At 74.1% G+C, this 6,863-nt stretch carries 5 protein-coding genes; 3 read left to right on the top strand and 2 right to left on the bottom strand.

The window, feature by feature from the left end; translation table 11 throughout:
* Positions 1-1,295, top strand: a 1,295-nt coding sequence (locus ABD308_RS27405; RefSeq protein ID WP_344339872.1) for a glycosyltransferase 87 family protein, incomplete at its 5' end; no start/stop codon positions are given.
* A gap of 26 nt (positions 1,296-1,321) precedes the next feature.
* Here the strand turns inward: ABD308_RS27405 and ABD308_RS27400 are convergent.
* Both ABD308_RS27400 and ABD308_RS27395 read right to left on the bottom strand, forming a co-directional pair.
* On the bottom strand, positions 1,322-3,100 hold the full coding sequence (locus ABD308_RS27400) for a penicillin-binding transpeptidase domain-containing protein (RefSeq protein WP_344339870.1): 1,779 nt from the start codon (positions 3,098-3,100) through the stop codon (positions 1,322-1,324).
* A gap of 193 nt (positions 3,101-3,293) precedes the next feature.
* Positions 3,294-5,174: a dolichyl-phosphate-mannose--protein mannosyltransferase gene (locus tag ABD308_RS27395; protein WP_344339869.1), complete on the bottom strand. Its 1,881-nt coding sequence runs from the start codon at positions 5,172-5,174 to the stop codon at positions 3,294-3,296.
* Between the two features lie 106 nt (positions 5,175-5,280).
* Between ABD308_RS27395 and rsmI the strand changes: the two genes are divergently transcribed.
* Both rsmI and ABD308_RS27385 read left to right on the top strand, forming a co-directional pair.
* Complete coding sequence (gene rsmI / locus ABD308_RS27390; RefSeq protein ID WP_344339867.1) at positions 5,281-6,162, top strand: 16S rRNA (cytidine(1402)-2'-O)-methyltransferase; 882 nt, start codon at positions 5,281-5,283, stop codon at positions 6,160-6,162.
* 279 nt (positions 6,163-6,441) lie between these two features.
* A partial coding sequence (locus ABD308_RS27385) for a hypothetical protein (RefSeq protein ID WP_344339864.1) occupies positions 6,442-6,863 on the top strand: 422 nt, incomplete at its 3' end.

Genomic DNA, 6,863 nt, shown 5'->3' with positions numbered 1-6,863 from the left:
GCCGGCCGCGCGGCGGGCCGTTCCCCCGTCAGCGCGGCCGGAGCGGCCCGCGGGGCCCGTTCGACCGGCTGCGGCCGGCCGCTCTCACCGCGCACCGCGGCGTCCAACTGCTCGGCTGCCTGATCGCCGCCGGCTGGGCGGCCGGCTTCCCGCTCGTCTCCGACCTGCCCAACCAGCGCCTGTGGGGTAACCTCGCCGCCCCCGCCTACCTGCTCGCCGGGCTGCTCTGCCTGGTCCTGCCGCGCCGCTTCGCCGCCCGGGCCGGAGCGGCGGCCGCCCTGCTGGGGGCCGTCACGGTGCCGCTGACGGCCCTGGTGCTGCAGGGCCGCCACCAGTCCGAGGTGATGGTGGTCGAGCGCTCCGCGCACCTGCTGTTCAGCACCGGCAGCCCGTACCTGCCGCACCCGGTGGTGGTCAGCGACTACAACCCCTACCTGCCGGCGATGTCGCTGTTCGGGGTGCCGCGCACCATCCTCGGCGAGGGCAACGCGCTCGCCCGGCTCGCCGGGGACGCCCGGATCTGGTTCGCGCTGGCCTTCGTCGCCTGCCTGCTGGCGAGCTGGCGGCTGCTGAGGCCCACCCGGGACCGCGCGCCGCTGCTGCCGCTGGCCGTGCTCACCGCCTCGCCGCTGGTCGCGCTGGCGCTGGTCGGCGGCGGGGTGGACCTGCCGCTGATCGGACTCTGCTGTCTGGCCATGGCGCTGGCCGAACGGGACCGGACCATCGCCGCCGGGCTGGTGCTGGCCCTGGCCGGGACCCTGAAGTGGACGGTCTGGCCGGCGCTGCCGGTGGCCGTCCTGCTGCTCTGGCGGCTCTACGGGCGGAGGCCGGCCGCCCGGGCCGGGCTGACCGCGCTCGGCGCCGCGTCCGCCGTCCTGGTGCCGTACGTCCTGGCGCGGGCCGAGGAACTGCGCGAGCAGGTGGTGCGCTTCCCGCTCGGGCTGACCGCGATCCAGACGCCGGCCGGCAGCCCGCTGCCGGGCAAGGTGCTGGCCGGGTTCGGGCCCACCGGGCACATCGCCTCGCTGGTGCTGCTGACCGTCGGCGGGCTGGGGGTGACGGTCTGGCTGCTGGCCCGGCCGCCGGTCTCCGCGATCGCCGCCGCCGACCTGCTGGCCGCCGGGCTGGCGATCGCCTTCATGCTGGCCCCGGCCGGGCGGTTCGGCTACCTGGCGCTGCCGGCCGTGCTGATGATCTGGCCCCGGCTGGCCGCCCGGCGGTGGAGCGCCCGCCCGCCCGGACCGTCGCCCTGCCTGCTGGCACGCACCGGGCCCGCCCTGCCGACGGTGCGGTAGGGCGGGCCCGGGCGAACACGGGGGCGTCAGCGGTTGCCGGCGGCCTTGATGATCGAGGCGACGGCGGGGCCGGCGGCGTCCACACCGTGGCCGCCGCCCTCGACCTCGGCGGCGACCGCGAGGTTGCCCCGGTAGGCGGTGAACCAGCTGTTGGTGGTGGCGATGCCGGTCGCCTCGGCGGAGCCGGTCTTGGCGCCCGCGTTGTCGGAGATCCCGGCCATCACGTCCTTGGCGGTGCCGCCGGTGGCGGTGGCGGCCATCATCTGGCGCAGCTTGCCGGCGACGTCGGGGGTCATGTCGCGGGCGGCCTTCTGCTGCGGCAGCTCGGCGACCAGGACCGGCTGCTTGAAGGAACCGCTCTGCACGGTGGCCGTGATCGAGGCGATGGCCAGCGGGTTCATCTGGACCTTGCCCTGGCCGATCGACTGCATGGCCTGCTCGTCCTTGTTGGTGCCGGCGTCCGGCACCACCGCGTCGAAGCTGGGCAGGCCGGTCTGCCAGTTCAGGCCGATGCCGTAGACGTCCTTGGCGGTGGTGGTCAGCGCGCCCGGCTTGAGGCTGGCCAGGCCCTGGTCGATGAAGGCGGTGTTGCAGGAGATCATGAAGTCCTGCTGGAGCGTGTTGTTCGGGTACGCGTCCGGGAACGAGTTCGGGATCTTCTTCGGGTTGCTGCTCAGCGCCGGGCAGGCCACCGGGGTGTCCGGGTTGATCCCGGCCTCCAGCAGGGCGGTGGAGGTGAGGATCTTCAGCGTGGAACCGGGGGCGAGCTGGCCCTGGAAGGCCCGGTTCAGACCGGTGACCGGCGCGTTGGCGAAGGCCAGGACCTGGCCGGTGCTCGGCTCGATGGCGACGATCGAGCCCTTCTTGCCGCCCAGGTCGGTCATCGCCTTCTCGGCGGCGGCCTGGAGGCCGGCGTCGATGGTCAGCTTGAACGGCTTCGGGGGCTTGGGGTCGACGATGGTGAACAGCCGGTCGGGGGCGCTGTTCTGGTCGGCCGTGTTGGTGATCACCACACCGGTGCCGTTGTCGCTCTGGTCCTTGTTCTGCTCCGCGAGCAGCTTGGCGACCTTGGCCTGCAGGGTGGGGATCAGCGGGGTGATCGAGGGGCTGTTCAGCGCCTTGTTGTTGCGGTCCACCACATTGCCCGCCAGCGGGGGCAGCGGCTGCACGGAGATCGTCTCGCCCGGGGCCAGGTGCGGGTGGATCACCGAGGGGGCCCAGTGCACGGCCGGGGTGTTGTCGCTCATCTTCACGACACCGAGGAAGCCGTTGTAGTCCCAGACCCGGTTGGTGCCCTCGAACTCGGCGCGGGCCTTGAAGCCCATCAGCGTCCCGGTCGGGGCGGCCGAAGCGGAGGCGGAGGCGGAGGCCGAGGCCGAGGGGGCCAAGGGGTCGGTGGGGGCGTCGCTCGGGGTGGCGGGGGCCGTGCTCTTGGCGGGAGAGGGGGTACCGGTCGCCGAGGCGAAGGCCGCCGGGGTGGCCGGGCCGCCCGGCGCCAGGGTGAGCCCGCTCGGCTTCACCTGCTCCTGGAACGCGGTCAGCGCGGTGGTCGCGGCCGCCGGGTCGTCGGTCAGCGACGCCGCCTTGGCGATGTCGCCGGCCGCCCAGGCCTCCAGGAAGTCCTTGGCCCCGGCCGCGGCCTGCTCGGCGGTCGGCGGCTCGGCGACCACGGTGCGCTGCTTCTTGGCGGCAGGCGCGTCCTTGTCGTCCGAGCCGCCGACGAGGCTGTACGCCCCGTAGCCGCCGGCGGCGAGCATGGCGACGGCCACGCCGGTGATGATGCCGGTCTTCGCGCCATTGCGCATGGTGAGGTTCCCCCAAGGGTCAGGCGATCGGGCCGCAGCCGGAGGGTGGCCGGATGCGCGTTCGGAGCCCAGCCTAGGCAGCCGGACTCCGTGCACCGACGAAGGGACCGGGTCTTGTGACGGTTCTGGTACGTGCCGCACACCACTCCGGTACCCTTCGCCGCTCCGCTCGCCGGTCCGGTGGCGGCACGCGTCAGATCCAGGTGTTGAACCACATCCGCCGGCGCCAGTCCTCCATCGGAATCGTCTCGCCCGTGTACAGGGGGTGGAAGAAGAGGAAGTTCCACATGATCAGCAGGACCACCAGGCCGCCCGCCGCGGCGCCGATGACCCGCCGGTCCCGGGACGCTCCGGGCGGTCCGATCAGCGCGCCCACCAGCATGGTCACGGCGAGCACCAGGAACGGCACGAAGCAGACCGCGTAGAACAGGAAGATCGTCCGCTCCTGGTAGACGAACCACGGAGCGTAGCCGGCGGCCAGGCCGCAGAGCACCGCGCCGGCCCGCCAGTCGCGCCGGGCCGCCCACCGCCACAGGCAGTAGACCAGGGCGATCACGCCGGCCCACCAGAGCAGTGGGGTGCCGATGCCCAGCACCTCGCGGGCGCACTCGTCCACCGCGCAGCCGGCCGTCCCGCGCTTCGGGGACTCGTAGAAGAAGGACACCGGCCGGCCCAGCACCAGCCAGCTCCACGGGCTCGACTGGTAGGTGTGCGGGTCGCTCAGGTGGGTGTGGAAGTCGTAGACCGTCGAGTGGTAGTGCCAGAGCGAGCGCAGGCCCTCCGGGATCCACGGGTAGTCGGTGGAGCGGCCGACCGCCCAGTCGCGGCCGTAGCCGCCCTGGTTCGGCACGCTGCTGCTGGCGAACCAGCCCCACCAGGAGGTGATGTAGACGACCACCGAGGTCACCACGATCGAGACGAAGGCGGGCACCGTGTCCCGGGCCAGCGTCCACAGGTAGGGGCGCTCGGCGCCGGCCAGCCGCCGCGAGCCCACGTCCCACAGCACCGTCAGCAGGCCGAAGGCCGCCGCCACGTACAGGCCGCTCCACTTGGTCGCGCAGGTCAGGCCGACGCAGACGCCGGCCGCGATCCGGTACGGGCGCCAGCCCAGGTTCATCCGGCGGGCGAACTCCGGGTCCGGCCCGCCACCGCGCTCTTCGAGACGGGCGGCGATCCTGGCCCTGGTGCGGTCGCGGTCCAGCAGCAGGCAGCCGAAGGCGGCGAGGATCCAGAACATCACCACCAGGTCCAGCAGCGCGGACCGGCTCATCACGAAGTGCAGGCCGTCCACCGCGAGCAGCAGGCCCGCCACGCAGCCCAGCAGGGTCGAGCGGAACAGCCGGCGGGCGATCCGGGCCACCATCAGCACCGAGAGGGTGCCGAGCAGGGCCACCGCGAACCGCCAGCCGAAGGGGTTCATCCCGAACAGCTGGATGCCGGCGCCGATGATCCACTTGCCGACCGGCGGGTGCACCACGTAGGAGGGGTTCGACTGGTACGGGACCGGGTCGCCCGCCATGATCCGCTCGTTGGCGCCCTCCGGCCAGCTGATCTCGTAGCCGCCGTGCCAGAGCGCGTAGGCGTCCTTGGCGTAGTACGTCTCGTCGAAGACGATCGCGTTCGGCGTGCCGAGGTCGCTGAACCGCAGCGCGCCGGCGAACAGCGCCACCGCGAGCGGGCCGAGCCAGCCGGCCCAGCGGACCAGCCAGGACCAGAGCGGCTCCGGCAGGGACAGGCCCACGCGGAGCAGCAGCGGCGAGGGCGGCACCCGTTCGGGGGTGACGCCCGGGCCGTCCGGCATCGGCGGGACCAGGCGCTCGGCCAGGGGCGCGGCCGGTGGCGGCGCGTAGCCGAAGCGGGCCAGTCCGCGCAGCCAGGCGGGGCGCGGTGGCGGGGGTATGGAGCCGTCGCCGCCGGGCCCGCCGGGGGCGTCGCCGGGGCCGGCGTCGCCGTCCGGATCGCGGGGGCCGGGCAGGGCGGGTGACGGCTGGTCCGTCAGGACCGGCACGCCGACGTCACCCCGCGCGGTGTGGTCTGTACCAGTGGGCGTCTGCGCCGCCGTGTCGCCGTTCATCCGCCACATCGTAGGGGCGCATCGTGAGCCTGCCGAGGCTCCCTCCGAAGCTGCCCGAAACGTCACCAAAAACACCCGGGGGCCGGTTGCTGGAAGGATGGGACCCGTGACAGGAGTACTCGTACTGGCAGGCACCCCCATCGGCGACGTCGCGGACGCCCCGCCCCGGCTGCTCACCGAGCTGGCCACCGCGGACGTGATCGCGGCGGAGGACACCCGGCGGCTGCGCCGGCTCACCCAGGCACTCGGGGTGACCCCGGCCGGGCGGGTGGTCTCCTACTTCGAGGGCAACGAGGTCGGGCGCACCCCCGAGCTGGTCGAGGCGCTGCTCGGCGGCGCCCGGGTGCTGCTGGTGACCGACGCCGGGATGCCGTCCGTCTCCGACCCCGGCTACCGGCTGGTGGCCGCCGCGGTCGCCGCCGACGTCAAGGTGACCGCGGTGCCCGGGCCGTCCGCGGTGCTCACCGCGCTGGCGCTGTCCGGGCTGCCGGTCGACCGGTTCACCTTCGAGGGCTTCCTGCCGCGCAAGAGCGGCGACCGGGCCCGGCAGCTGGCCTCCGTCGCCGCCGAGCCGCGCACCATGGTGTTCTTCGAGGCCCCGCACCGGATCGCCGAGGCGCTCGCCGCGATGGCGGAGGCGTTCGGCGCCGAGCGGCCCGCCGCCGTCTGCCGCGAGCTGACCAAGACCTACGAGGAGGTCCGGCGCGGGCCGATCGGCGAGCTGGCGGCCTGGGCGGCCGAGGGCGTCAAGGGCGAGATCACCGTGGTCGTGGCGGGCGCGCCGCCGGCCGCGCCGCAGGAGCTGACCCCGGCCGAGCTGGCCCGGCTGGTGGCCGTCCGGGAGGAGGCCGGCGAGCGCCGCAAGGAGGCGATCGCGGCGGTCGCGTCCGAACTGTCGGTGCCCAAGCGGGAGGTGTTCGACGCGGTCGTGGCGGCCAAGAACGCGGCCGCGGCCGGCCCCGGGCGGGCGGCCGGCGAACCGTCCTGAGGTGTCCGCGGCAAGCCGCTGAGCTGCGGGTACGCACCGTTCGCCGACGATGTGCCGCAGCGCGCTCGGACGCGTACCGTGGAGAGAAGGCCCCGGGTTAAACACCCGTCGAGCTGAAGCTTCGGTCGAGGTTTCCGGAGAGGACCCACCCTTTCGTATAGGGATTCCCAACCCGCCTCCAAGACTTCACAAGACGGGCATCGCCCGGGGTGTTCCGGGCATTTCCTGGGATGGAAAGACCCAGCCGGGCGAGCGCCCGGCGGGCGCTGGGAGACGGCTATGAGCGAGACGATCGGTAGCCCCCGCGGTGGCAACGCCCTGAGCGACCCCGGCCCGAGCGGCACCGGCCCGAGCGGCCGGACGCACACTCCCGTCGAGACCGTCCGGGAGGCCTACTCCTTCGCGTGCCTGAGCTGCGGGTACGGGTGGGAGCAGGCGTACGACATCGAGCACCACGTGGCCCGGGACGGGCACGTCGTCTTCGAGTACCACGCCAACGGAGTCCGGGTGCCGTCGCCGCTGCTGAAGCCGACCTGCCCGGGCTGCGGCGGCCACACCGTGCGGATCATGCGCGAGGGCCGGGTGGGCGTCGCGGACCGGTCCTGGCAGCACGCCCCCGGGTACGCGGCGCACGCCGAGCCGGCCGGGTCGGCCGCGGCGATGGCCCGGCCGGTGGCGGCCGAGGCCGCCCCGGCGGGCGG

It is taken from the genome of Kitasatospora putterlickiae (genome assembly GCF_039527695.1).
GTDB classification, from domain to species: domain Bacteria; phylum Actinomycetota; class Actinomycetes; order Streptomycetales; family Streptomycetaceae; genus Kitasatospora; species Kitasatospora putterlickiae.
This window is presented reverse-complemented; position numbering and strand designations above follow the sequence as displayed.

Bases quoted from the DNA above. Each gene is read 5' to 3' on its own strand.
- ABD308_RS27400 (WP_344339870.1), bottom strand. From the start codon at position 3,100: ATGCGCAATGGCGCGAAGACCGGCATCATCACCGGCGTGGCCGTCGCC.
- ABD308_RS27395 (WP_344339869.1), bottom strand. From the start codon at position 5,174: ATGAACGGCGACACGGCGGCGCAGACGCCCACTGGTACAGACCACACC.